The sequence below is a fragment of the Paenibacillus solanacearum genome (genome assembly GCF_910593845.1).
In the GTDB taxonomy this organism is placed as follows: domain Bacteria; phylum Bacillota; class Bacilli; order Paenibacillales; family NBRC-103111; genus Paenibacillus_G; species Paenibacillus_G solanacearum.
This window is the reverse complement of the sequence record NZ_CAJVAS010000011.1, coordinates 172372-195806: the sequence shown is the minus strand read 5'-3', so window position 1 is coordinate 195806 and position 23435 is coordinate 172372. Positions and strand designations below refer to the sequence as shown.

Genomic DNA, 23435 nt, shown 5'->3' with positions numbered 1-23435 from the left:
TTATTCCGCTTCACCCAGCACGCGCTTCATGATTTCCTCCGGAACGCCGGCTCTTGCGCCGTAGCGCCCTTCCCGCTCGTCCATTCGCAAGGTGGCGTCAATAATCATCTTGCTGACTGTACGGTTGATGGCCATCGGATCGATCGGATTCGACTTCACGTCGCGAATGATCTGCACATCGTCATGCGCCCGCATACGCGTCGCCATCGCCCATTCCACATCGGTATGGTTCAGAATGTTAATGTCGTCGTCGACGACAATAATATATTTAAGTAAGTCCTGCGCCGTAATGGCCGCCAGAGCGGCCAGCTTGCCTTCGCCTTCGGTCCGTTTTTTGATCGAAATGATCGCATGGAACCTGCAGACCCCGCCCTCCGGCATGGACACGGCTTGCACTGTCGGAACAACCGCTTGCACCGACCGCAGCAGCGTCGCTTCGCGGGCAATCGCGCCCGTCCACAAATGCTCGGGATGATTGCTCCCCACGATCATCTGGAACAGCGGATTTTTCCGCGTCGTCATCGCTTGAATGTGCAGCACCGGATTCATCGACGAACCGGAATACGTGCCCGGGAATTCGCCGAACGGGCCTTCCATGACACGCTCGTCATGACGGATGACTCCCTCGAGCACAATTTCGCCTTCGGCGGGAACTTCCAGATCGATCGTCTTGCAGCGAACCATGCGCACCGGCTCCCGGAACAAGCCGCCGGCGATTTCCATTTCGTCGTTCGGCACGAGCATTTGCGAAGCTACCATAATGGCAGGGTGGTTGCCGATCAGCACCGCGACCTCCAAGTCCCGGCCCAGCTCCTTGCAGCGCTGGTAGAAGCTGAACAAATGCGTCGGCGCCATATGCAGGGCGACCTTGTTGCCTTCCAGTACATGAATCCGGCAGATCGACACGTTCCGGCGCCCCGTCTCCGGATGCTTGGCAATAAACACGCCGGCCGAAATATAACGTCCGCCGTCCTTTTCCGAAATAATCGGAATCGGCAAGTCCCGCAGCAGGTCGACGTCGGTCGTCACGACTTCCTGCACCGGCCCTGTCTCTACCAGCTCCGGCTGAATCCCGTGTTCGATCGCTTCCAATATATACGGCTGAATCTGCTTCTCTTCCAGACCGAAGGCGTGGCCGAACTTGCGGCGCTCATTGAGCAGATTGCCGATAATCGGAACGTCGTAGCCCTTCACTTTATCGAAAATGACGGCCGGTCCATGCTTGTGCTTCCACAAATACGCAGCCGCTTCAAAATTCCAATCGACTTCCTTGCTGAACCGCAGCACATCTCCTTGCCTCTCATACGCCTCCAAGGCTGCCCGCAAGCTTTGCTCCACAACCATTCCTCCTTTGCTTCCTTCCTGACTGATCCCGATGGTGCGTGACGATAATTTATTCCCGGCCGACGCTGCCGTTTTGCCAAGGGGCGATTTTCTTCTCAAGCATGCCTACCAGCTTAGTGAGCGCGACGCCGAGAATCATGAGCACGATGACCGGCACGAACATCGTTGCCGTCTGAAAGCTGTTGCCCGCGTTGATAATAACGCCGCCAAGACCGCTGATGGCGGAGAAAAATTCGGCGATGATCATCGCAATGATCGCTTTCCCGACGCCCAGACGCAGTCCGGTCATAATATACGGAATGGTCGCCGGAATAATAATTTTCCACATGATGCCCGATTGCGTCGCGACAAAAGCGATGCCCACTTCGATCAGCGCCTTCGGCACCTGCTTAACGCCATCCGACGTATTGATAATGATCGGAAAGACGGTCAGCGTAAATATGATCGCCATTTTTACAGTAAACCCGAGACCGAACCACAGCGTAAACAGCGGCATTAACGCGACAAGCGGCGTGGCGTAGCCGGCCAGCACGTAGATGTTGATCGCCGCTTCCACGACGCGGTAACGTCCGATCAGCAGCCCGACCGGAATGCCCACGACCGCCGCAAGGAAAAAACCGGCCGCCAGCGGCTGAATGCTTTGGAAGAACGCCTTGGCGAGCACGCCGGACCGCAGCAACTCCCAGAAAGCGATAGCGATTGCAGACGGATACGACGAAAAAATCGGGGAAATTTGCCGTCCAAAATATTCCCAGCACAATAAAACGATAATGACGGAAAGCACGGTAACATAGCCTAGCTTGAACGGCTTGCGCTTGACGCGCCGTTTGTGCGCGGATGCCGTGTCGACACGGCTGGCGAGCGCCTCGGGAAAATCGTTCATCATCGCACCTCCGCCGGGATGAAATTCGTCTGCAATGCGCTTGACGTCTTGAGCGTTTTCCAAATATGATATCGTTTCCGGTTGAATTCGTCAGACCCGCGAATCGCAATCGTATCCGTTCGCGGATGAGGAATCTGAATATCGACAATCTCGTGAATGCGCCCCGGTCCCGGGAACATGACAAGCACTTTATCGGCGAGCAGCACCGCTTCGTCCAAGTCGTGCGTGACGAACAGAATCGTCTTGGATGTCTGCTGCTGGATGCGCAGCAGCTCCTCCTGCATCGATTCGCGCGTCTGCGCGTCCAATGCGCCGAATGGCTCGTCCATCAGCAGCACTTCAGGATCGATTGCAAGCGCCCGGGCGATGCCTACGCGCTGCTGCATCCCGCCGGAAAGCTGATTCGGACGATGGTGCATAAAGTTTTTTAACCCGACCAGCTCCAGGTAATGCTCTGCAACGACGCGCCGCTGCTGCTTGGGCATATTCTTGACCTCAAGCCCGTACTCTACGTTCTCCAGCGCGCTGCGCCAAGGCAGCAGACCCGCATGCTGGAAAATCATACCCCGGTCGAACCCGGGGCCGTTCACCTTGTTGCCGTCGATCTCAACCGTACCGGATGATGCCTGCTCCAGCCCCATCAAGATCCGGAGCATCGTCGTTTTGCCGCAGCCGCTCGTTCCGGCGAGCGCCACGATCTCGCCCGCATGGACACTGAAGGAAACGTTGTCCAAGGCGCGGATGGTCTGTTCTTTGTCCTCGACCGATACCGTAAACTGCTTGCTGATATTACTGACCTTGACCTTCGGTACTCTCGTGTCCATGAGATCGCCCCTTTTCAGCTTATTTGGAGCCCGATACTTTTTTCAGCGCCTGTTCCCGGTACGATCCGTCTACGATGGAATTGACATCGATCTTGCCTTTCATGCGGCCAAGATCGACTTGCAAATCCTGCAGCCACTCGATTTTTTTGACCGGGATCTCCAGGTTTGGGGATACGAAGTTTTTGTTTTTAAACTCATCGTACACTTGGATGATGCCTTCGTTATCCGTCGGCACGTTCATCGTCTTGGCCGCCAGCGCAATCGCTTCGCTGCGGTGTTCCAGCGCATAGGTCAAGCCTTCGCTTTGCGCCGCCAAAAATCCAACGGCTCCTTGCGGTCTGTCCTTAAGCGACTTCTCGCTGGCAATGACGACAAAACGCGGGTAATCCGGGATAACGTCGGACGCATAAGCCAGCACTTTGATGCCGTCGGAAGCGGCGTTCACGACGTAGTCGCTGTTGGCCGCCGTCGCGTCCAGCTTGCCGGCTACAAGCGCCTGGTAACGCTGCGCGTCCGCGCCTGCATTGACGATCGTCACGGAGTTGACGTCGATGCCTTTCGCTTTGAGCATCGCTTTGGCCGACATTTCCGGCATGGAGCCCGGAGCGGAGGTACCCATCGTTTTCCCTTTCAAATCATCGAAGCTCTTGATGTTGTTTCTTACGTACAGCACGAACGGGTTGACCGATAGCGTGGAACCGATAACTTTGAGCTTCGCGCCTTGCTGTACGGCCGTCAGCGCCGAAGCCGGGTTCGCTTCCATGGAATCGATTTGCTCGGCAACGAGCGCCTGCAGCATCGTCACGTCGCTCTCAAACTCCATATATTCGATATTGACGCCGTGTTTTTTGAAGAAGTTTTTCTCCTTGGCCATCAGCTGGTACGAAGCGTCACCTCTAGCTTTGACGATTCCGTGCTTCCATTTGACCAGCTCCTGCTGGGTTTGCGCCTCCGCTTTGCCGTCCTTGCCTCCGGCCGTCGGCGTCGCTTTCCCTCCGCAGCCCGTCAAAGCCAGCGCCATGACGAGCATCCCCGTTACCCAAATTCGTTTCGTTCCTGTCCAGCCCAACATCGATAAATTCCCTCCCAATGGTTTCTTAAGTGCTCTTCCCATGCATTGCCGCTACACTTTAAAACGGCCCATATCGGTTTGCAGGTTCATCGCCAGCTCGTTCAGCTTCCGTGCGTACGATTGAATGGTTTCTGCCGATTTCAGCTGAACGGAAACCGAAGTATTGGCGTCCGACGCCTTGTCCCTGGCGACGGCGGCGATATCGACCATCTCCTCCAGCGACGCGGACACTTCCTCGGAACCGGCCGACATTTCTTCCGCAGCAGCGGAAATTTCCTGAATTTGCACCGCAACTTCCTGCACCGACTCCATAATTTGACGGAAGGCGGCTTCCGTCTCTTTCATCATGCCCGATCCGACATTGACGTCATCTACGCCCTGATTCATCGCTTGTACGGCTTGTCCCACGCTGTCCTGAATGTCCTTGATCAGCCCGTCGATGCTTTGCGCCTGGTCCTTGCTGGCATTGGCCAGCTTCTTCACTTCAGCTGCGACGACGGCAAAGCCGCTGCCGTGCTCCCCGGCCCGCGCCGCCTCAATCGAAGCGTTCAAGGCAAGCAGATTCGTCTGGTTCGCGATTTCGCTGATCATACCTACGATTTGTCCGATCTCGCTGGACCGCTGACCGAGCGTGTGAACGATTTGCGCCGCCAACTGTACGGTTTGATGAATCGAATCGATCTGTGTGATCGCCGTCTGCACGAGCGTATTGCCGTTCTCCGCCCTGGTAGATGCGACGATGGCCGCCTCCGAGACGGTCGAAGAAGACTCCGCGATACGCTGAATGCCGGCCGCCATTTCGACCATGGCCGTGGATGATTGCTGTGCCGCCTCGGATTGCGTGGACGATCCCTGCGCAATGTCCCCGATCACCTGATTGAAGTGCTCCGTCGAGGAAGCCGACTCGTTCGAGGTTTCGAGCAGAATGGTGGAGGACTCCGCCACTTGATCGACGACCTTCTTGTTCATCGTAATCAGCTTCTCGAGCGAGGCCGCCATTTCGTTGAACGACTGCGCGATATAGCTCATCTCATCCTTAGTCTGAAGCCGAATTTGCGTGCGCAAATCCCCGGCCGCCAGCTTGGCGGACGCTTCCGACAGCTGGCGAATGGATCGGATGACCGAAATGTAAAACCCGGAGAACAAATAAATCGACAAAACAATGACGAATACGACGAGCAGCATCACCCATACGATCGTGCTCCGGCTGCTGTCCATCCGCTCCTTCGTAATTTCGTCCAGCGTGGATGAAAGGGCACTCAACAGCACGGTGTTCGCCTCCTCCGTCTTGGAGACGACGGTGTCGAATTCCGTTTTCTGGCTCATCATTTCGGCGGCGTTCAGCATCTTGGTTCCAACCAGATCGGAAAAGGCATTGGATGCCGAAATCGCCTGCTCCGTCGGCTTCTGAAGCTGCTCCGCATACTTCGGATTGGCCCGGAAAAACGTATCCATGGACGTCTGCAGCGCGTTCATGCGCGTCTTTACGGAGGCTGTGCGCAGCCATAACTTTTCATCTTCAGTCAATGAGCCCCGCGCCAGCACGTCAGGTCCAATGCTTTTCATTACCGACGTATTGTTCGTCTGCGGCAGCATTTGGCTGGCAAACGCATTAAAGAGATAAGAGGTGCCCTCATATCCGTCAAAGTTGACGTTGGACGTATCTCCGACCGCCGTAATCAAGTTGTTCAGCTCGGTCACGAGAACCGCGAACAGGTCGACAATTTCTTTTTTGTCTTTAAGCGGCGCTTCTTTCACCTTGGCGTACTGCTCCTGCACTTTCTCCAGCTTCTCGCCTGTTGCTTCTCCGCTGCTGTATTTGCGGTCGCTTGCCGACAATTCGTCCATGGCCGCCGCCAACCGTTTCTTGGCCTCGTCCGCCTTGCCTGCATCGGAGGACAGTAACGCTTCGCGGGAAGATATCGTTTCGTTCACGGCCTGTTGAATCGATTTCACATAGCTTAATCCCCGCCCGACTTCGTTTCCAAGGCGGATTTGCTCCAAAATTTGCTTGCTAAGCAGTAGGCTGATGACAATCGCCGGTATAATTAAAAACAGACCGATCAGTGCAAATTTCAACGAAAATTTGAGTCTGTTCATCGCAAAAACGACCGGTTGAAACATCGTCGTCAGCAGCTTGATAGATTTCATGAATGCTCGTCCTCTCTTCTTGTCCCAACACACGCCGCACCAAAGTGATGTGCTTAACTAGCGTGAACTTCGCTGCTGTGATGGTGCCCTTGCATGACAAGGTCCTCCGGTCTAATGAAATGGATCAGGGATTGAAAACCCTAACGGAGACGTGGTATAAGTTCTAATTCTGATCATGTCGATACACGCGCTGCGTTCGATACACCGTCCTCGGGACCACATCCGCATCATTCGACGCAGGATGACGCTCGCTCGACAGGTTCCGACATTGTGCCGATTCATATCGTCCCTTGCCCTCTGCTGGAGCTTGGCGAATAAAATAACGCAGCATTTTTTCAAAAATAGGCATAATAAAAAACCATCCGGTCAACAACGGACAGATTGAGCAGCGATCATTCGTCCTACCTCCTTTGGAAACCCAGCCGCCATAAAATCCTATGATTCCTTAGGCCTGTGGTTTTGCGTCCCCTTCTTTCGAAGAGTCTGCCTTTTTCAGTAGAGTAGATAGTCAATATTCCCCAATAACATAACACAGCATTTTACAACAATCAACATTTTTTGAATTTGTTAGGACGTATGAAACGAGATATATCCTACGAAAGAACTACTTTTTGTTGCTGGGGTCAAAAATCGGGGCAATCTATTGTTTAATTATGGAAATTCAATTCGACAGATTTCAGTATAAACGATTTGGTAGAGTTTGCCAACCCAAAAAAAGCCAGTTCGCCCGTAACCTGGCTTTTTTCGTCTACTGGGGCTACCAAACGCGTTTGGTTCCCCGGCTGGAGGACGACTTTCTTTTTTTGCCGCGGACCGCTCGGACGTGCCCCGCTTTGGTGCGGCCTCCGTTCGTTTGCACTGGTCCGGCCTCCCCCGCTTTCGCGTCGGCCAGCAGCTTGGAGACCTGTCTTACTATCGGAGACATTTGCTCCGCCGACTGATAGATGGCATTCACTTTATCAATAGCGGTGATGATCTCATCCAGACTTTCATTGACGCTGCGGATCATCATTGGAAATCGGTTCATGATACGGATCACCCTCTGGAATCTAGTTAATGCATAGTATGCAGCCATCCGGGCGGGCGGTGTGGGCGAATGTCCCGTGTCCGTGATGTTTCCCCGACCTGCTCCGTAACCGTCATGCCGCATAGGTTGATTTGGCTTACGGTCAGCCGCAAACTCGCTGCCGGAGGGTTAAGCGTTTCCTCTCTTTTGCAGCAATCCGCCAGTTGGGAAATAAATAGCCGAATACGGCATGAAACAAGGTCCTCCTTGCTTCCGAAGTCACATGAGAACTGTGCACCTTTGGCGCCGGTTTCCTATCCCATGTACCGGACGCTCGTCACGCCACCCTTGTTCGGCAAAGCTCCTTAACGGCATCGTATGCGTTTTTTCACCTCTGAAGCTGTATGCGCTATACTACATTCCTTCTATTATAATATGGTAGCGCTCTCTTCCATCCGAATGCGCTGTAGTTGTTCTAAGAACAGTAAGCAACGCGCAACAATCCGCTTCCAATGCGAAAGCGGTTTATCTATTCCGGCGCGGTACCTCCGGCTTCATCACTGCTTCTTGTCGTGGCCATCGCCGAGCGGCCAACAGCGTTATGTAACCTTGCGAAACCGTGTGGGCTGCCCTTCCTTTCTGACCACCTTCGCAAGGCTCCCTGCCAGCTAACGCTGTCGCGCAATAGCAAGCTGTACGAACGCAGGGAGCCCCGGTCGCGGCTTATGGCGGAGCCGGCATTATGCTAGGCTACCGGACGGACCGCCGGCCTCGGCGATGCATCAGAGGCGATGCGAGCTGCGCAGGATGATGACGAGCAAAATGTACAGCACCAGAATTGCTCCTGTCGTCGTCCATACGCCATGCATGCCATGATGATGGTGATGCTTTTTCGGCGCATAAATATTGATTTCTTCGTAGCTGGCATGCACGTTAACCGGAGAAGCATACATCGGTTGCGGCGCTGCTGCAGCCGGAGAAACCGCCGTAGGATATGCTGCCGGCATCGGATTGGCCATCGGGCTTACCATCGGTTGATACTTTTCCATTAAACTAGGCACCTCCATGAGATAGGCAGGCTGCACGCCGCGTCGACCCGCCGAACGGGCAACCCGCAGTCGCTTCGACTGTGTGTGTTCCCATCGAACACATCATCAGTCTATGGAGATCCACCTACCTTGAACACGGTATTCACCCATATATCGACAAAATTGGACTCCCGCCCGCTGCAACGGTCCAAGCAGGCTCGCACATGCTGGACGCGGTGCCGCCATCGCGGTTAGCGTACGCTCTCCCGTCCCATCGTTTCCTCGCTGTGACAACGCTTGCGGTATTCCGCGGGGGTTACGCCTTTCATCGCGCGAAAGATGCGCGAGAACGACTTCAGCGAGCCGAAGCCGACTTCCTCGGCAATATCGCACGCGCTCATGCTCGTGGATGCAAGCAAGCCGCAAGCATGGCTGATTCGGACCCGATGAAGAAAATGAACGAAGTTCATGCCGATGTGCTTTTTAATTTCTTCGCTCAAATGCGAGCTGCTCATACGGAAGAGCACCGCGATCCCCGACAGCGAGATCGGTTCGCGGTAATGATGATGTATGTATTGGATGATCGGCCATACCGAGCTCATCCCCGACTCTTCCTTCGGCTTGGCGACGCCTCCGCTCCTTCGCAAGCGGTCGAAGCGGACGAGAATTTCGGTCAGCTTCGCCAGCATGAGGCTGTTCCTCCACAGCCCGCTTCGGCTGCGCGCTTCCTGATGCAGCTGCATCAGCATGCCGGCCATCTGCTCCAGTTCCCCGCCGTCCAGATGCATGAAGGAAGGCAGCGGCTCCTTCGAGAACAACAGCTCCCGAAAATCCATCCGTACCATCGGGGCCTGCAAAAGATCGATGCCGAACATGCAGTTGTACAGCCGCAGCGGCTGCGGCGACGTGACGAAAATTTCGTGGATTTGATACGGCAGCAAAAAAGTGAAAGTCCCCGGCTGCATCGGGTGCTTGATCCCGTTGATCACTTCATAGCCGCTGCCTTCGATCACGAGCGAAAACTCCAAAAAATCGTGCCGGTGCGCGGGAAAATGGCGGTATATTTGATTGATCGTCATGTCGAGCGGAAACGACTGCGGAATATGAGGGTAATCCGTCAGCTGCTTGTTGATCGGAAATAATGTCATCTTGTTCACTCCTCACGAAAAAATGGGATCCTTTGCGAAATTATGTCCTACGCGATCCTGCCAATTTCTTTACAATGAAAAGAAGTCAGAACGAAAATGAACGCTTCCTCCCCGCCGTCGGTATCCGCAGCAGAGCGATTTGACTGACATGTCGACCACATTTTTTGCAACCGCATACATTGTATTATAAATGGTTTATCGAAAGGGGTATAGCCTATGAAATTAACGAGAGTATGTATGACTGCAACCGTTTGTTCGCTGATGCTGTGGACAGCGGCGTGCAGCTCCAGCACGGGCACGGGCGAGAACGGCGGAACCGCCCCCGCGGACACAGGCAAAACCACGGTGCCGCAAGTGTCCACCGAGCCTGTCACCTTGAAGCTCGCCATCAACATCGGCTGGCTCGGACCCGACGAATTTCAGAAATATTTTGAAGAGCCGGTCAAAAAGCGATACCCTCACCTTTCATTCGAAATATTGGATATGACGAAACCGGAGCTCGCCCTCGACAAGCTGCTGGCCAGCGGAAACATACCGGATCTGGTCATGACGGCTTCCCCGATCATCTACCGCTTCATGGGTACCGGATTGGAGGAAAACATCGAGCCGCTTATCAAAAAATTCAATCTGGATCTTTCCAAACTGGATCCGGTTGCCGTCGAATCCGTCAAAACGGCAAGCCTGCAGGACCACTTGATCGGTCTTCCCTGGACGATGCATTTCAGCGGTCTGTATTACAATAAGGACATCTTCGATAAATTCGGCGTCGCCTATCCGAAGGACGGCATGACGTGGGAGCAAGTAAGGGAACTGGCCAAGAGCGTGACGCGCATCGACGGCGGCGTCCAGTATCGCGGGCTGGAGCCGGACAAATCGACCCGCGTCGCCTCCGTCCTCTCGTACGGCTTCGTCGATCCGAAGACAGAGAAGGCCACGGTCAATAATGACAGCTGGAAAAAAATATTCGAGCTGCTGAAGAGCATATACGACATTCCAGGCAACAACCAGGTGCGTCTGGCCGGAGGAGGCTCCGACCAATTCATCAAGGAACGCAATTTGGCTATGTTCGCGACCAACAACATTTTGCCGAACCTGAAGGTCGCCCAAGATTTGAACTGGGATCTGGCGCAGTACCCCTCCTTCTCCGAGCGTCCCAACGTCGGCATGCAGACCGACGCCTGGATTCTTCACGTGACGGCGCAAAGCAAGTATAAGGATCAAGCATTCCAGGTTATTGCCACGATCCTCTCCGACGAAGTGCAGACGGAGATCGCCAAAAACGCCCGCCTGCCGGTGCTCAAGGGCAAAAGCATCGAGCAATCGTTCGGAACGAACCTGCCTTATTTGCAAGGCAAAAATGTGCAAGCCGCCTTCAAATCGTCCGCCGCCAAGGCGCTGCCCGTGAGCAAATACGACTCCTACGCCGAAGGCTTGATGTCTACCAATATTACGCCCGTCGTCAAAGGAGAGAAAGACATCAATACGATTCTTCGCGAATCGGAAGAGGCGATCAACAAATATATCGAGACGAACCGGCCCAAGTAACCGGGCGGTCCGTTCCGAGATGAACAGCGGATGCAGCGCCTCGGCGGCGCGTTGTCCATCGCATGATCGACGGGTGTGAGAGGAGCGCAAACGAACGCGCACCGTCTCATCGGTCAAGAACCGAAGCCGCCCGTTGCCGCTGCCCGGTGCCATCCGAATCAAAAAAAGAGAATCGCCCGTATTCAGGGGGATTCTCTTTGCATTTAGACGTAAGGGTTGTTCTCACGCTCAAATCCGATCGTCGTGCGCGGACCATGGCCCGGGTAGACGATCGTATCGTCCGGCAGATCGAACAGCTTGCCGTGGATCGATTCGAGCAGCTCGCGCTCGCTGCCTCCCGTCAAGTCCGTGCGTCCTACGGACAGCTTGAACAGGACGTCACCGCTGAACAGATGCTTGCCATACAGGAAGCTGACGCTGCCCGGCGAGTGACCCGGCGTATGGAACACGCGGAAGACGACGTCGTCCAGCACTTTAAGCCGCTGTCCTTCATCCAGCGCGTATTCGGCCAGCTCCGTGACGATCGGCCCGCCAAGCTCAGGCCAGTTTGCCGAGCCGTTGCGCTTCGGGTTCGTCAGCCAGTCGCTTTCGGCATCGTGCAAATAGACGGGACAGCCCTTCAGCTTGCGCAGCTGCTCCACCCCGCCGATATGGTCGAAATGCGCGTGCGTCAGCAGGATCGCTTCGATCTCCATGTCGCCGACTCGTTTCAGCAGCGGCTGCGGGTTCATGCCGGGATCGATGACGATCCCCCTGTTCTCGCCCGGCAGCGATACGAGATAAGCGTTCGTCTGCAGCGGACCGAGCGAGAATGCTTCTACCTTCAATTCTTTCCCATCCATCGTTTTCGCGCGTCTCCTTTGGCTGATGCGGGCTGCCGCGTTAGAACGAGGACAGCAGCTCGCGCAATTCTTTCACGATGACCGCCTGGTATCCGGCGCCTTCGCCGTATTGACGCCCCATTTCCTCACGGGCGATTTTGATTTTATCCTGATAATCCGGCGCTTCGCGATCCGGGTTTTCCTGCTTGAACTGGTTCATGACCGCCTGCACATGCGCCGGGCGCGGACCCCAGTGGCCGAGCACGTGACCGCTGAAATCGGTGAAGATGACGATCGGAATCGCTTCGCCGCCTCCGGTCAAAAACTGCGCCATCACGTCCGGATGCTCTTCCTTGATCAGCACCTCCGTCGGAACGCCGGAAATTTCCAATGCGCGGAAAACCGCCGGAATATTGCGCACGACGTCGCCGCACCAATCCGCCGCCAAGATAAGGCAGCGCAAATCGTCGCGATTGTTCAGCGATTCGAAAAATTCCTTATCGTCTTCATTCTGCCACGAAAATTGATTGAACCAGTCGAGAAATTTCTCCTGATTTTTGGTCATCCCGTCGATGAATTGCTGCGGGTAAAGCCCTTTACGCAGTTTATCGGCCAAATTGTTAGCCATGTATATCCATCCTCCTCTTTAAGGTAACAGCCCCTGATTGCCGCGCTTCGCGAAGGATGCCGCATGCAATCGCTTGCCCCATCCTTCCTATGGGTTATTGTACCAAAAAAAAGCCCCCGCTCCAACCAGTGGGCCGGAGGGGGAGGCATGAGCGCATTACGCTTTGGACTTGTCTTTTCTAAAATATTTCCACAAAATGTATAATGCCGTTAACACGATAGCTGCAAAGATGAACGGTTTCACATAAGGACGCGTCACTTCGTCGATCTGTTCCCAGTTATCGCCAAGCGCCCGGCCGAAGTAGACGAAGAGGACCGCCCAAGGGATCGTGCCGAGCAGCGTATAGAACAAAAACTTCAGCATCGGCATCCGCGCCATCCCGGCCGGAATCGAAATCGCCTGCCGCAGCACGGGCACGAAGCGGGCGGTAAACACCATGCCGGCGCCGTACCGGTTGAACCAGCCTTCGGCGATGTCCAGATGCTTCTTCTTCAGGTGCAAATATTTGCCGAATTTGTCCAGAAACGGCCGGCCGCCGTAGCGTCCGATCCAGTACAAAATCACTTGCTGCAGCAAGCAGCCGATCGTGCCGAACACAATCGCCCCGACCAGCGATATCCGGCCTTGAGAAACGAGGTACCCCCCGTACGAAAGCACAATTTCGCTCGGGATCACTTCCAGCATCAGCCCCAGCAGGATCCCCCAAACGCCCAGCCCTTCGATAAAATGAAGCGCCGATTGAATCAAGCCATGCAGCAGCTCACCCATGATATTCCAGCCTCTTCCTCTCCACAATAAGTAATGTCGTCTTGTCCGTCTCGCAAACTCATTTTATTCTATCACAACCTCATCCTGCCGCCCACCAGCAAAATCGCTGCGAAGCTGCTCGCGCAGCAGCTTCGCAGCTCGCAGGAGCTCCCGCCTCCGCAGCGAGATTAGGCCGTAGCGGATCGGCTGCCGCCCGAGCGCGGCGCATTCGGCCAGCTTCCCTTCCGCAAGCTCTTTCGCCACATTAAGCCGGGGCAAATAGGCCAGACCCAAGCCGCTCTCGACCGAACGCTTGATCATTTCCGCGGAGGCAAACTCGATCATGCCGCGGCAGCCGGCGCCATTCTCGGCCAGCCGCTCCGACGCGTGCCTCGTATAGAGGCAGCGCGGGCCGAAGCCGATCACTTTGAGCGGCTTCAACGCTTCCCAGCCAAGCGCGCCGATCGTTTCCGCCGCTTGCGGGGAAGCGATCCAGACAAGCTCGTCCGCCAGCAGCGGCTCGAACGATAGCTCCGCTTCGTCCGGGTCCTCCGGCACGAGGCCGAGATCGGCCTGTCCGCTCACGACGGCTTCGACCGTGTCCGACTGGAAGCCCGTGTCGAGCCGCAGCTCCACGTTCGGATAAGCGGACAGGAACGATTGCAGCGACTCCCACAGCATCGCGGCGCCGAACGACTCGAGCACGCGCAGCCGAACGGGGCCCGACGGCTCGCCCGTCTCCCGCAGCTCCGCCTCGAGCTCCGAGCCAAGCTGGAGAAACCGCTGGGCATACGCGGCCGCTATCCGGCCCGCTTCCGTCGGCATGACGCCGCGGGGCAGCCGGTCGAACAGCTTGCGGCCGAACGCCTCCTCGAGCAGCCGAATCTGCGTCGTGACCGTCGACTGTACATAGCCGAGCTTCTCCGCTGCCTTGCTGATGCTCTTCTCCTCCATCACGACGAGCAGCGTCCGGAACGTCCGGCCTTCCAATCGGTCAATCATCAAGCCGCTCTCCCCCTCCCAATACGATGTGCATCCCATGACGGTTGCACCTGCATCCGTTTATATCCATCGATATTTCGAATGGTTATTATTTATAACATTCATTTTTCAAATAGCATACTCATATGCTAGCATAGCTCTCATCCCAAGGCAACCGCCTGCACTCGAAAGGATGAGCTTCTATGGAAATAAAGTTGAACCCGTTCTGGAAACAAGTGCTGGCGCTGCTGCTGCCGGGGGCCGGCGGCTTCCTCGCCATCTACGTCTGCATGACCGTCGGGCATGCGGCCGGTCTTCCCCTGCTGATGGCTCCGTTCGGCGCCTCTTGCGTCATCGCCTTCGCGCTGCCGGATAGCCCTCTGGCTCAGCCGCGCAGCATCATTGGCGGCCATGCGCTCAGCACGGCGATCGGCCTGCTGCTGCTGCATACGGTCGGCTCCGGCGTCTGGTCCGCCGCGCTCAGCGTAGGACTCGCCATCGTGGGCATGCAGCTGACGCGCACGCTGCACCCGCCGGCCGGGGCAGATCCGCTCGTCGTCATGCTCGGCGGCGCGGGCTGGAGCTTCCTATGGACGCCGGCACTGCTCGGCTCCATCGTGATCGTCGCCTCCGCATGCGTCTTTCACCGGCTGTGCCGGCGCGCTTATCCGCAGCGGTGGCTGTAACGCAGCGCTTCATTGCCGAAGCCTGCTCTCCCCGCCCACGCATCTCAAGTGCGTGCAGCCGTGAAGCATGGCCGCCTATCGAACCCCGCGGCCTCATCCGTTCCTTCCGATCAAACCAAGGCATGCGCTGACAAGCTGCCGCATAGATTGGTACAAACCAGTCTTCATGGCGAAGGGAATGCTTCATGACATGATCCAAGTTCTCGTTGTCAGCAAAAAACAGCTCCGCTTACTGAAGCTTGGCCTTGCGGCGCTATTGTTCACGGCGGCGGTGCTCCTTTACTTCGGCCGGGACGAAGCGCAGGCGACGCTCTCCGCCAATCAGGGACAGGAGCGGACGATTCACCTCGTGACCGGCGAATTCAAATCGACGGGGCCGGACGGCAGCACCATCGAAGCGTACCGCTGGGACCCGGGGACCGTCTATGTGAAAAAGGGCGAGCGCATCCGGCTCAGCATTTTCGGTGTGAACGGGGCCAGCCACCCTTTTATCATCGACGGCCTGAACATCAAGGGAGAAGTGAAGAAAGGCCAGGAGACGGTCGTCAGCTTCCGCGCCGATCGGCCGGGCATTTACCGCATCATCTGCCTGACCCATCCGGATATCGCCCATCACGGACCGATGGTCGGTTACCTTGTGGTAGACGAGTAAGCTGCAATTCATCCGTACCACCCGCCCTGCTTGCGCATAGCATATAGCAGGAAGGAGCGTGCGGATGCGAAGATGAATCAAGGAAATCACATGAAGCACAGCCAGCCCCTGCCTACGGCGCGCGGCATACGGCGCGCATGCAGCAAAGAGCTGTATCGGGCGAGGAAGAAGCTGGGCGGCTATATCGCCGCGGACCTCGTGGCGAAAGCCGACGAGCTCTATTACAAGAAGGTGCTGCTGAACTTGCCGTACATTGTGGAAAACCGCAGCAATCGCAAGCTGCTGGCGGACTGGTTCGACGCCAATGTATGCGGAGATATCGCCGAGCTGTGGAACGTCGAGCCTGAAGCGCTCGCCAAGGCGTTCCGCGATGCGTTCGGGGGCTGACGCGGATTCCCGCGTCAGTCTTTCCCCCGCGGCAGGCCGGCGCTGCGGACAAGCCCAGCGATCGAAAGGAGAATGCAAGATGGGAAGCTTTCATTTGAGGTATGGTCTTGATGCGCCGCGCCTGCTGGCGCTGCAATGGGGGGCAGGTGCAGTGCTGCTCGGGCTGCTGTTCACGGTCGATATGCCGTGGCTGTGGCTCAGAGCATGCATCGCTGCGGCAGCCGCCGTCACGCTGCTGGCTGGAGCTTGGATGCTGCTCTACTCCGGTTGGATCAAGCTGCGGCACCGCAAGGCTGTGCTGGAAGCGGCTGAGGTGCGCAGCGGACAGCGGGTGCTCGACGTGGGCGCAGGCCGCGGGCTGCTCGCAATCGCCGCGGCGCAGAAGGGCGCGAAGGTGACGGCGATCGCACAGCGTTCCCAGGAGGCCGAAGCGGACAAGGAGCGGCAGGCGCTGCTGCGCAACTGCGAGCTGGAACGCACACCGAGCGTCCGGGTGATGGACGGCGATGCGCAGCGACTGCCTTTTGCCGACAAATCGTTCGAAGCCGTCGTCTCCCACGCCTTCGTGCACCGCCTTCCGACCGCAGACGACCGGGAGCTGGCCGTACTGGAGATGTGGCGCGTGCTCCGGCCGGGCGGCGTGCTCGTGCTGTCCGATTGCCGCCAGACGAAGCCGTACGAGCAGATCGTGTCGACGCTCACGGAAGACATGATCGTCCAGCGCTACCGATACGCGCTTCCCTTCTCCAGTATGCTGATCGCTAGAAAAAAATAGTTGCCCGCGCACCCGCCCGCGCGAGCGAGTACGATTCCGGTCATGCCAAGAGCGCCCGAGCCGCAGCCGCGACGATTCCGATCCACGCTGACGCGAGGACGCTCTTCCCGCTGTGCAGCGGACAGCTTAGCGTTAACAGATGCCGATGCAGCATGCCGGTATCGACTGCCCTGCTTTATCTGTAATCTTTTATCCCGGCTTCAAACGCCTGCCTGTCGTGATGCAGCAGCCCGTGCAGCGCTTCCTGCAGCGCAAAAGTGCTTTGATAAAACGTCACGCGTTCCTTCACTTTCGGTCCGTTCGGGTAGTGCTCCATGCACATGTCAAAGAAATGTTCGCCGTAGCTCGCCCTTATGCCTGCCCAATCATACGCCGGGTCGCCCAAGCCGGAGCCTCCAAAATCGATAATGCCCGAAACCGCACCCGTTACCGGCTGCCATATGATATTGGACGCCCCGAAGTCGCCGTGAATCAGCGTCGTTTCGATCCCGGAGCCGGCTTCGCCGTTCAGGAACGCTTCGAACGTCTCAGTCACGCTTGCCTGGGCGTCTTTTCGCATATAAGGGAACAGCAGATGTCGTATTTGGTTGAACAGCTCGCTCATTTCATCCAACGGGTCCCGGTCATCGGGCTGGCGAACGGCCTGTACGATTTCCGCAGGTACCGAATGAAGCTCCGTCAAAAACGCAGCAAGCTGCGAAGCCAATCGGTTGACAACACGGCCGTCCGCAATCCCGTTAAGGCTTTCTTTCCATAGCGGCTCTCCGGGAATAAGCGGGTAACCGATAAATACGTGTCCTGCTTCCCGTTTCTCGAAAGCTTCGTATTGCGGCAGCGGTATCGGCAGCGTCACGAAAGATGAGATACGTTCAAGGATCGTTTTTTCTTTACTCAAGGCGTCAATCCCGGCTTCATACTTCGGAAACCGGAACACCAACGACCGGTTAATAAAGAACACGTCGTTGTTTTGCCCGATGTCGCTCGGCACGCAGTCGTCAATGCGCAGATCGGGGTACACTTCGGTAATCCTGTCGATATATGGTTCATACATAGGCTGCCATTCCTCCGTTCCGTCATCGCCTTGCCACTGGAACGATGCTTCACTCGTTCAAAGCGATCATTTGATCATACGTGTACACATGGCTCCCTTGCCGTTCCGACAGCGCCGCCCTCACCATTGCCCGGGCTACCCGTTCGGCCGCAATCGGCTTGTACGGGCGAAGCGGTCCGGCCAGCAGCGGAGATATCATCAGCAGCAGTCCCATGGCCGCCCGTTCCCCGAGCCGAAATTCCGCGCGGCTGCCCAGCAGCAGCGATGGCCGGAAGAGATGCAGGGCGGGAAGACGCAGACGCATGAGATCTTGTTCGACCTCCCCTTTTACCCTGCTGTAAAATACGCCGGACCGCGCATCCGCTCCGATCGCCGTGACGATGGCGAATTGCGAAGCTTGGTACGACTCCGCCACCCGACCGAGCCGCATCGGGTATTCGTAATCAACCGCCTTGAACCGCTCCCGGGTTCCCGCTGTCTTAATCGTCGTGCCAAGGCAGCAAAACAGATGCGCCCCCGGCAAATAAGGTTCGAGCTGCACTTCCAAAGACTCGAACGAATAATCCGTTTGCAATTGAATACATGCTCCGTCCCATTCCTCCCGCGGCATACGGACCAAGGCGATGACTTTCCCGTAGTTCTGCCGAGCAAGCAGCTCGTTAACGACCTCCCGGCCGATCAGGCCCGTCGCGCCGGCAACAATCGCTACGCGATTTCTCATGGCGTATCCTCCTTCGCAATCGTTGTTGAAAGACGTCAGAACTGGCCGGCTTGTCTTTTTTTCGGCATACATAAAAACGGACCCTCCGCACCAGGCGAAGCGTCCGCTATCGTTACCGCGACGCCTGAATCTTCCCGATCGGGCCGGCAGGGTCGATGATGTCTTGTACTTCGGCAAACGGAATTTCGAATGTCGGAAACCCGTAAGCATACGGTGTGTATTCGTACAGTTGAAAATATATGACGATCGCCCGGTCCCTCAAGTAAAACGGCTGATCCGGCGGGATGGCGTGAAACTCGGTCAGCATCGGGATGTCGCTCGCTTGAAATTCCCGCTTGATGATCTCGGACAATCTGCGAATATAGTCGCTGCCGGGCTTGAACAAATCGGCCAGCTTATATTCCGTCCCGTCCTTCAGGTTGAACGTTTGCGAGCTCTGGTACGTTATCCCATGCGCAGCCCCCTGCGCATACCCGAAATTTTCGTACAGCAGGCTGAGCAGCCCGTTCTTGTGCAGCTTGACGCTGTAATTGCCCGTGACCGTTTTGGTCGGATCGCCGACATACCCTTGCTGACGGATCAAGTCATACTGCGCGTCCAATATCGCACTGTTGATCATGCGCTGGACAAGGCTGTCACGAATGCCCTCCACCTGCGGATACTTCACGTCCAGCCGCGGCTTCACGAGCGTCCGCGTTACGATCTTCTCCTGTCCCGCCCTGACTTCCCCGCCGTACGCCCTGTCCATTGCACCCGCCCCCTCATTTTTTCCCTAGGATGCTATGAAATATATGCCGAGGGGAAGCGAGCCATGACTCGGGCGGATCCGCGCAAGGTGCGGCCGACCGTCGTACGGAGCTGTAATCGTGTTCCTAAGATTCATACGCACTGAGTACATACGCGGCGACGAACCTCCGTGCTATTTCGCAGCAGGTTGGAAAAACTCGAGGCGCTCCCCGTCCGGTCCGTAAAAGAAAGCGATCTTGACGCCGTTTAAAATGACGCGAGGCGCCTGATCCATCATGCGCACGCCCAGACCTTTGAGCCGCTCCACTTCCGCTTCGATATCGCTTACAGTGAAGGCGATATGATGCACCTTGCCGCTGTCGGACAACCCGTCCGAGCCCCGGCCGATCAGTTCCAGCTCAATGTCGGACGAACCCGGGAAAGACAAAAATCCGAGCTCCACGCCGTCATCCAGCTTAGCCCGGTTCACGAGCTGCAAGCCGATCACCTCGGTGTAAAACTTGACGGAAGCGTCCATATCGTTCACCATCACGCCGATATGCTCCAATTTATGTATCATGCCTTCTCCACACCCTTCATCCTTTTATTGTCAAACGGCGACTCTTCCTTGAACATACCATGGGCCCGTCCCGATTGCAATCGGAAGGGAAGGGAACCGCTGGAAGGCGAACTTTGGGATTGTCGAACCTTGCCGATTTCTTTATACTTGATCTGTTGCTTTCCCGGACAAGCAGTCTGACTTCAGAGGAGAATTGCGCCATGGAACTGCCCTCATTGGATATATTGTTATTTTTGATCGCCATCGGCTTTGTCGCCGCATTCGTCGACTCGGTCGTCGGCGGAGGAGGGATCATCGCGCTGCCCGCGCTGATGATGACCGGCCTGCCGCCAAGCATGGCGCTCGGCACCAACAAACTCGGAGGCACACTGTCGTCCTTAACGAGTACGATATCTTTTTTATCGTCAGGCAAAATTAACGGAAAGCTCGTGCTCGCTCTGTTCCCGCTTTCATTTGCAGGCTCGGCGCTCGGCACATATACCGTGCATTTGCTGCCTTCTTCCTTTTTGCGCCCGATCGTAGTAGGCATGCTCGTCGTTATTTTGATCTACACGCTGTTCAAAAAGAACTGGAACGGGGCCGGCGAACCGCTCCCGCTCACGCCGGCCCGCATCGCCGCCATCGGCTTCTGCGCCTTGGCGCTGGGCTATTACGACGGTTTTTTCGGTCCCGGCACCGGCTCCTTTTTGCTGTTTCTGTTTTTGCTGCTCGGTTACGACTTCGTCGGCGCGTCGGCCAACGCCAAGGTGCTCAACTTCGCGAGCAATGTCGCGAGTCTGGGCTCGTTCTTCTACTTTAAATCGGTCCACATCGGCTATGGGCTCCCGATGGGCCTGGCGATGATCGCCGGGGCGATCGTCGGCTCCCAGGTCGCCATCCGCCAAGGCTCGAAATATGTCAAACCGCTGTTCATCGGCGTGACGACGCTCTTGATCGGCAAACAGCTGTGGGATGTATTCCACGGATAAACGCAGAAGGAACCCATAAAGAGCACCGAACCGCATCAGCCGGTTTCCCGCCATCATTTTGACCGGGGACCCGCTTCATACGGTACGTGCTCTTTTTTGCGCCTTTGCAAAAACAAACGAATGACGCTGCCGTTCACAAGGTTACGGCTCCAGCGCACTGTATGTGCTCAAATAATCGGCAGGCACCGGCTTGATCTGGTTGCTGGCGAACTCGGCAGCCGGATCGGCCACCACATGCGGATCGCTCACCAGCCGTACGTCCGCCCACTGGCACTTAACGCCGGTGTCCCCGACATATCCCGCAAACATACCGCAGCCGCCGCAATATTGGGACTTCTGCGCTTCGTTCAAAAGCACGACACGATTCCGAAGGCAACAGTATACTTTACCGCCCTCGTCCGCCATATTGATATGAAGTACCGGTTTCACTCCAGCCTCTCCTTTCCCGCTGTCCCATGAATCCTTAAAAAGGTAATATTCATTATATATGCGGACGAACATCAATATGTGAGCATTTCTATACTCTGCAGCCCGGTCCTTATCGAAACCCATCATCTGGGCGGCTTTCACTCATTTGAAGCAAAATTAGTGTGGTTTGCCCAAATATCAATTGGTTTTTCCTCATGAAGTCGCTTCTCCCCTCTCTTTCACTCTTTAAACAACATGGCCGTTATCCTACAAAGCAGCCAGGCCTGAGGGTTTGCGAAGCAAAAAAGAGCGATGCCCTCCGCCTTCCGGCAGCCGGACATCGCTCTCTTACCCGTTCCTTCCCTTTCCTGTACCCGCTTACCTGCCCTCGCGCCGCATGCCGGACCGCCGCTGCTTCCCGGCCTGGCGGTCGTAGGATTCGGCCGCCGTTGCCGCCTCACCGTCCCCTTGCTCCGACTCGGCAAACTGCGTGTGGTACAGATGCGCATACAGCCCTTCCTTGGCCAACAATTCTTCGTGACAACCGGTTTCGGCAACTCGGCCGTTTTCCAGCACAACGATGCGGCTGGCCGTACGAATCGTTGACAGCCGGTGCGCGATGACGAGCGTCGTCCGCCCCCGCATCAGCTCGTCGAGCGCCGCCTGCACGAACGCTTCCGAAGCCGAGTCCAGATGCGAGGTCGCCTCGTCGAGAATCAGGATGCGCGGGTCCTTCAGAATCGCCCGCGCGATCGCGAGGCGCTGCCGCTCGCCGCCCGACAACCGGTGACCGCGCTCGCCGACGGTCGTATCGTAGCCCTCGGGCAGGGCTGCGATCACATCGTGAATATAAGCCTTGCGGCACGCGTCCTCAATCTCCTCCTGCGACGCGTCCTGACGGGCGAACAGCAAGTTATCGCGGACGCTCGCATGGAACATGAACGACTCCTGGGTGACGAAGGCCACCTGCTTGCGCAGACTCTCCAGCGTTACCCCCTTCACGTCGTGGCCGTCCACCTGCACCTCGCCTTCCGTCGGATCGTACAACCGCGCCAGCATGCCGATCAGCGTCGATTTGCCGGCGCCGCTCGGCCCGACGATGGCGACCACCTCCCCGGGATTCGCCTCGAAGGTGACGTCCCGCAAGGCGAGCTGCCCCGGCTCGTAGTTGTAGTGCACGTGCCGGAACGCGACATGTCCCTTGGACTCCGGCAGCACGGCGGCGTCTTTGCGGTTCGCCACTTCCGGCTCCATGTCGGAATACTCGAACAGCCGCTGAAACACGCCCAGCGCCGTACCCAGCTCCACGTGCAGGTTCAGCAGCGTGCTGACCGGTCCGTACAGCCGGCCGAGATAGGCGGTGAAGGCGACGATCGCACCGATCGTCATCGAGCCGTGGATCACGTTGTATCCGCCGTACAAGTAGATGATCGCCGTACCGAGCGGCCCGAGCAGGCCGAGCACCATCATATACCAGCGTCCTACCAGGTTAAGGCGCAGCTCCAGATCCATCACCTTCTGGTTCAGTGCGGTGAACTGCTTCTGCTGGGACGGCTCCTGCTGAAAGATCCGCGTCAGCAGTGCGCCGGACACGCCGAAAATTTCGCCAAGCTGTCCGGACATTTCGCCGCGTACCCGCTGCGTCTCGCCGCGCAGCCGCTTGCGCATCTCCGATACTTTACGCACCGGCAAAATAAAGAGCGGCAAAATGACCGTTGCGAGAATCGCCAGCCGCCAATCGAGCGCGAACAAAATGACGACGGTCGTCAGCACGACCACCGATTGGGTTACGGCGGAGACGACGACCGACGTGACGACGCTCTGCACCGCCTGCACATCGCCGGTCAGGCGCTGTACAATCTCTCCCGACTTCGCGTCGGTAAAAAAGCTCATCGACTGGCGCTGCAAGTTGGCATACAGCGACTGGCGCAAGTCGCGCATGACGCCCTGCCCGACCTTCGTATTCTCATGGTTTTGCCATACGCCGAGCAGTCCGCTCGCGAGCGGCAGCAGCACCATGAGCAGCACGAGGTGCAACAGCTGCTTCGTATCGCCGCTTGGCAGCGCTTTGTCGATAATGTCCTTCATGATGAGCGGCGGGACCAAGCCGATGGCCGATCCGACAAGCGCCAGCACCAGAATCGCCGCGAGCTGCCAGCGGTATCCCTTGAACAAGCCGTAAATCCGGGAAAGCGAGACGTCCTTGAGTGTCGCTCTTCCCCTGTTCTGCAGGGAGGATCTGCCTCCTCCTCCACCGCCTTCTCCCCAGCGCATGTCTCTCATTGCGATTCCTCCCCATTTAA

At 56.8% G+C, this 23435-nt stretch carries 24 protein-coding genes and 1 riboswitch; of the genes, 6 read left to right on the top strand and 18 right to left on the bottom strand.

Going from position 1 to position 23435, the window contains the following annotated elements; translation table 11 throughout:
• The 8 genes from KXG62_RS14870 to KXG62_RS14835 form a co-directional block, all read right to left on the bottom strand.
• Entirely contained in the window at positions 1 to 1338 is a 1338-nt protein-coding gene (locus KXG62_RS14870) for a UbiD family decarboxylase (protein WP_218092766.1), read from the bottom strand.
• Positions 1339 to 1393: 55 nt separating this feature from the next.
• Complete coding sequence (locus tag KXG62_RS14865; protein WP_218092765.1) at positions 1394 to 2230, bottom strand: ABC transporter permease; 837 nt, start codon at positions 2228 to 2230, stop codon at positions 1394 to 1396.
• Positions 2227 to 3051: an ABC transporter ATP-binding protein gene (locus KXG62_RS14860; protein ID WP_218092764.1), complete on the bottom strand. Its 825-nt coding sequence runs from the start codon at positions 3049 to 3051 to the stop codon at positions 2227 to 2229. The genes KXG62_RS14865 and KXG62_RS14860 overlap by 4 nt, the downstream gene beginning before the upstream one ends.
• Before the next feature lie 19 nt (positions 3052 to 3070).
• Positions 3071 to 4123: an ABC transporter substrate-binding protein gene (locus KXG62_RS14855; RefSeq protein ID WP_218092763.1), complete on the bottom strand. Its 1053-nt coding sequence runs from the start codon at positions 4121 to 4123 to the stop codon at positions 3071 to 3073.
• A gap of 51 nt (positions 4124 to 4174) precedes the next feature.
• Positions 4175 to 6274, bottom strand: a complete 2100-nt coding sequence (locus tag KXG62_RS14850) for a methyl-accepting chemotaxis protein (RefSeq protein ID WP_218092762.1) — start codon at positions 6272 to 6274, stop codon at positions 4175 to 4177.
• Positions 6275 to 6683: 409 nt separating this feature from the next.
• A riboswitch (cyclic di-GMP riboswitch) is annotated at positions 6684 to 6772 on the bottom strand.
• Between the two features lie 259 nt (positions 6773 to 7031).
• Positions 7032 to 7301 carry a hypothetical protein gene (locus tag KXG62_RS14845; RefSeq protein WP_218092761.1) on the bottom strand — a complete coding sequence of 90 codons (270 nt, stop codon included), beginning with the start codon at positions 7299 to 7301 and terminating at the stop codon, positions 7032 to 7034.
• Positions 7302 to 8062: 761 nt separating this feature from the next.
• Positions 8063 to 8329: a hypothetical protein gene (locus KXG62_RS14840; protein WP_218092793.1), complete on the bottom strand. Its 267-nt coding sequence runs from the start codon at positions 8327 to 8329 to the stop codon at positions 8063 to 8065.
• A gap of 230 nt (positions 8330 to 8559) precedes the next feature.
• Positions 8560 to 9456 carry an AraC family transcriptional regulator gene (locus KXG62_RS14835; RefSeq protein WP_218092760.1) on the bottom strand — a complete coding sequence of 299 codons (897 nt, stop codon included), beginning with the start codon at positions 9454 to 9456 and terminating at the stop codon, positions 8560 to 8562.
• Between the two features lie 216 nt (positions 9457 to 9672).
• Here KXG62_RS14835 and KXG62_RS14830 point away from each other — a divergent pair, with 216 nt between their 5' ends.
• A complete protein-coding gene (locus KXG62_RS14830; RefSeq protein WP_218092759.1) occupies positions 9673 to 11001 on the top strand; it encodes an ABC transporter substrate-binding protein in 1329 nt (442 codons plus the stop codon).
• Between the two features lie 203 nt (positions 11002 to 11204).
• Here KXG62_RS14830 and KXG62_RS14825 read toward each other — a convergent pair whose 3' ends face one another.
• From KXG62_RS14825 to KXG62_RS14810, 4 genes are all read right to left on the bottom strand, one after another.
• A complete protein-coding gene (locus KXG62_RS14825) occupies positions 11205 to 11843 on the bottom strand; it encodes an MBL fold metallo-hydrolase (protein ID WP_218092758.1) in 639 nt (212 codons plus the stop codon).
• 40 nt (positions 11844 to 11883) lie between these two features.
• On the bottom strand, positions 11884 to 12450 hold the full coding sequence (locus tag KXG62_RS14820) for a thioredoxin family protein (protein ID WP_218092757.1): 567 nt from the start codon (positions 12448 to 12450) through the stop codon (positions 11884 to 11886).
• A 156-nt stretch (positions 12451 to 12606) separates the two neighbouring features.
• Complete coding sequence (uptA, locus tag KXG62_RS14815; protein WP_425517345.1) at positions 12607 to 13218, bottom strand: undecaprenyl phosphate transporter UptA; 612 nt, start codon at positions 13216 to 13218, stop codon at positions 12607 to 12609.
• A gap of 63 nt (positions 13219 to 13281) precedes the next feature.
• Positions 13282 to 14199, bottom strand: coding sequence for a LysR family transcriptional regulator (locus KXG62_RS14810; RefSeq protein ID WP_218092756.1), 918 nt, complete (start codon positions 14197 to 14199; stop codon positions 13282 to 13284).
• Between the two features lie 182 nt (positions 14200 to 14381).
• Between KXG62_RS14810 and KXG62_RS14805 the strand changes: the two genes are divergently transcribed.
• From KXG62_RS14805 to KXG62_RS14790, 4 genes are all read left to right on the top strand, one after another.
• On the top strand, positions 14382 to 14864 hold the full coding sequence (locus KXG62_RS14805) for an HPP family protein (protein ID WP_218092755.1): 483 nt from the start codon (positions 14382 to 14384) through the stop codon (positions 14862 to 14864).
• 190 nt (positions 14865 to 15054) lie between these two features.
• The gene (locus KXG62_RS14800; RefSeq protein WP_218092754.1) at positions 15055 to 15516 is read left to right on the top strand and encodes a cupredoxin domain-containing protein; all 462 of its coding nucleotides are present in this window, start codon (positions 15055 to 15057) and stop codon (positions 15514 to 15516) included.
• 72 nt (positions 15517 to 15588) lie between these two features.
• On the top strand, positions 15589 to 15903 hold the full coding sequence (locus tag KXG62_RS14795; RefSeq protein ID WP_218092753.1) for a dehydrogenase: 315 nt from the start codon (positions 15589 to 15591) through the stop codon (positions 15901 to 15903).
• Positions 15904 to 15982: 79 nt separating this feature from the next.
• Positions 15983 to 16678 (top strand): class I SAM-dependent methyltransferase, encoded by a 696-nt coding sequence (locus KXG62_RS14790; RefSeq protein ID WP_218092752.1) that lies wholly within the window; start codon positions 15983 to 15985, stop codon positions 16676 to 16678.
• 175 nt (positions 16679 to 16853) lie between these two features.
• Here the strand turns inward: KXG62_RS14790 and KXG62_RS14785 are convergent, their stop codons facing one another.
• The 4 genes from KXG62_RS14785 to KXG62_RS14770 form a co-directional block, all read right to left on the bottom strand.
• Positions 16854 to 17729, bottom strand: coding sequence for a phosphotransferase family protein (locus KXG62_RS14785; protein ID WP_218092751.1), 876 nt, complete (start codon positions 17727 to 17729; stop codon positions 16854 to 16856).
• Positions 17730 to 17778: 49 nt separating this feature from the next.
• Entirely contained in the window at positions 17779 to 18450 is a 672-nt protein-coding gene (locus KXG62_RS14780; RefSeq protein ID WP_218092750.1) for a Rossmann-fold NAD(P)-binding domain-containing protein, read from the bottom strand.
• A 112-nt stretch (positions 18451 to 18562) separates the two neighbouring features.
• Complete coding sequence (locus tag KXG62_RS14775) at positions 18563 to 19198, bottom strand: DUF3298 and DUF4163 domain-containing protein (RefSeq protein ID WP_218092749.1); 636 nt, start codon at positions 19196 to 19198, stop codon at positions 18563 to 18565.
• A 171-nt stretch (positions 19199 to 19369) separates the two neighbouring features.
• Positions 19370 to 19756 carry a VOC family protein gene (locus KXG62_RS14770; RefSeq protein ID WP_218092748.1) on the bottom strand — a complete coding sequence of 129 codons (387 nt, stop codon included), beginning with the start codon at positions 19754 to 19756 and terminating at the stop codon, positions 19370 to 19372.
• 200 nt (positions 19757 to 19956) lie between these two features.
• On the opposite strand from KXG62_RS14770, the gene KXG62_RS14765 reads away from it, so the two are divergent.
• The gene (locus tag KXG62_RS14765; protein ID WP_218092747.1) at positions 19957 to 20724 is read left to right on the top strand and encodes a sulfite exporter TauE/SafE family protein; all 768 of its coding nucleotides are present in this window, start codon (positions 19957 to 19959) and stop codon (positions 20722 to 20724) included.
• 141 nt (positions 20725 to 20865) lie between these two features.
• Here KXG62_RS14765 and KXG62_RS14760 read toward each other — a convergent pair whose 3' ends face one another.
• Together KXG62_RS14760 and KXG62_RS14755 are read right to left on the bottom strand one after the other, a co-directional pair.
• A complete protein-coding gene (locus tag KXG62_RS14760; RefSeq protein WP_218092746.1) occupies positions 20866 to 21153 on the bottom strand; it encodes a hypothetical protein in 288 nt (95 codons plus the stop codon).
• Positions 21154 to 21510: 357 nt separating this feature from the next.
• Positions 21511 to 23415 carry an ABC transporter ATP-binding protein gene (locus KXG62_RS14755; protein WP_425517344.1) on the bottom strand — a complete coding sequence of 635 codons (1905 nt, stop codon included), beginning with the start codon at positions 23413 to 23415 and terminating at the stop codon, positions 21511 to 21513.
• Positions 23416 to 23435: the final 20 nt, after the last annotated feature.

Excerpts from the sequence above, each read along its gene's own strand:
- KXG62_RS14865 (WP_218092765.1), bottom strand. The coding sequence starts at position 2,230 with ATGATGAACGATTTTCCCGAGGCGCTCGCCAGCCGTGTCGACACGGCA.
- KXG62_RS14860 (WP_218092764.1), bottom strand. The coding sequence starts at position 3,051 with ATGGACACGAGAGTACCGAAGGTCAAGGTCAGTAATATCAGCAAGCAG.
- KXG62_RS14855 (WP_218092763.1), bottom strand. The coding sequence starts at position 4,123 with ATGTTGGGCTGGACAGGAACGAAACGAATTTGGGTAACGGGGATGCTC.
- KXG62_RS14850 (WP_218092762.1), bottom strand. The coding sequence starts at position 6,274 with ATGAAATCTATCAAGCTGCTGACGACGATGTTTCAACCGGTCGTTTTT.
- KXG62_RS14845 (WP_218092761.1), bottom strand. The coding sequence starts at position 7,301 with ATGAACCGATTTCCAATGATGATCCGCAGCGTCAATGAAAGTCTGGAT.
- KXG62_RS14840 (WP_218092793.1), bottom strand. The coding sequence starts at position 8,329 with ATGGAAAAGTATCAACCGATGGTAAGCCCGATGGCCAATCCGATGCCG.
- KXG62_RS14835 (WP_218092760.1), bottom strand. The coding sequence starts at position 9,456 with ATGACATTATTTCCGATCAACAAGCAGCTGACGGATTACCCTCATATT.
- KXG62_RS14830 (WP_218092759.1), top strand. The coding sequence starts at position 9,673 with ATGAAATTAACGAGAGTATGTATGACTGCAACCGTTTGTTCGCTGATG.
- KXG62_RS14825 (WP_218092758.1), bottom strand. The coding sequence starts at position 11,843 with ATGGATGGGAAAGAATTGAAGGTAGAAGCATTCTCGCTCGGTCCGCTG.
- KXG62_RS14820 (WP_218092757.1), bottom strand. The coding sequence starts at position 12,450 with ATGGCTAACAATTTGGCCGATAAACTGCGTAAAGGGCTTTACCCGCAG.
- uptA (WP_425517345.1), bottom strand. The coding sequence starts at position 13,218 with ATGGGTGAGCTGCTGCATGGCTTGATTCAATCGGCGCTTCATTTTATC.
- KXG62_RS14810 (WP_218092756.1), bottom strand. The coding sequence starts at position 14,199 with ATGATTGACCGATTGGAAGGCCGGACGTTCCGGACGCTGCTCGTCGTG.
- KXG62_RS14805 (WP_218092755.1), top strand. The coding sequence starts at position 14,382 with ATGGAAATAAAGTTGAACCCGTTCTGGAAACAAGTGCTGGCGCTGCTG.
- KXG62_RS14800 (WP_218092754.1), top strand. The coding sequence starts at position 15,055 with ATGATCCAAGTTCTCGTTGTCAGCAAAAAACAGCTCCGCTTACTGAAG.
- KXG62_RS14795 (WP_218092753.1), top strand. The coding sequence starts at position 15,589 with ATGAATCAAGGAAATCACATGAAGCACAGCCAGCCCCTGCCTACGGCG.
- KXG62_RS14790 (WP_218092752.1), top strand. The coding sequence starts at position 15,983 with ATGGGAAGCTTTCATTTGAGGTATGGTCTTGATGCGCCGCGCCTGCTG.
- KXG62_RS14785 (WP_218092751.1), bottom strand. The coding sequence starts at position 17,729 with ATGTATGAACCATATATCGACAGGATTACCGAAGTGTACCCCGATCTG.
- KXG62_RS14780 (WP_218092750.1), bottom strand. The coding sequence starts at position 18,450 with ATGAGAAATCGCGTAGCGATTGTTGCCGGCGCGACGGGCCTGATCGGC.
- KXG62_RS14775 (WP_218092749.1), bottom strand. The coding sequence starts at position 19,198 with ATGGACAGGGCGTACGGCGGGGAAGTCAGGGCGGGACAGGAGAAGATC.
- KXG62_RS14770 (WP_218092748.1), bottom strand. The coding sequence starts at position 19,756 with ATGATACATAAATTGGAGCATATCGGCGTGATGGTGAACGATATGGAC.
- KXG62_RS14765 (WP_218092747.1), top strand. The coding sequence starts at position 19,957 with ATGGAACTGCCCTCATTGGATATATTGTTATTTTTGATCGCCATCGGC.
- KXG62_RS14755 (WP_425517344.1), bottom strand. The coding sequence starts at position 23,415 with ATGAGAGACATGCGCTGGGGAGAAGGCGGTGGAGGAGGAGGCAGATCC.